Below are 565 nucleotides of genomic sequence, written 5' to 3'. Positions count from 1 at the left end.
AGAAGGGCTTCATCGACGGCACGAAGGTCTACAAYATCAACCGCGAATGGGCCCGCCTGCTCGGCGAGCGCGGCGAGATCGAAGCCTCGATCGCCCGCGCCCGGCTGCGCGTCAGCGACGCCCGCCTCCAGATCATCGCCGTCGACGAGACCGCCCGCACCGAGGCCCAGCGCGAGCTGCGCCAGGTCGAGGCCAAGGTCTCCGAGCTCAGCGACCGRCGKCTCGCCAGTGAGGACCGGCTCTCRCGCTCCGARATCCGCGCCCCGATCGCCGGCATCGTCAACGAGTTGACCGTCTTCACCGTCGGCGGCGTCATCACCCCGGCCGCSCGYCTCGCCACCATCGTRCCGGGCGAGGCCAAGCTCACCGTCGAGGTCAGGATCGCGCCGACSGATATCGACCAGGTCAGGCCGGGCCAGCCCGCCCGCCTGCGCTTCTCCGCCTTCGCCAAGAAYKCGACCCCGGARCTGCCGGGCACCGTCAGCCATCTCTCCCCGGCGACCACCCGCGACCCCACCACCGGCGCCAATTTCTACACCGGCGAGATCCAGATCGACGGCGATCT

General features: G+C 70.3%; 1 protein-coding gene. It reads left to right on the top strand.

Translation table 11 applies throughout. The annotated features are described in order from the left end of the window. The coding region (locus AC1DRP_RS36815) for a beta-barrel domain-containing protein (RefSeq protein ID WP_476771174.1) at window positions 1-565 on the top strand (565 nt) is incomplete at both ends.

Source organism: Allobosea sp. 01N443 (assembly GCF_056399325.1).
Note: the sequence above shows the minus strand (reverse complement) of the source record. Positions and strands in the feature narration are given on the sequence as shown.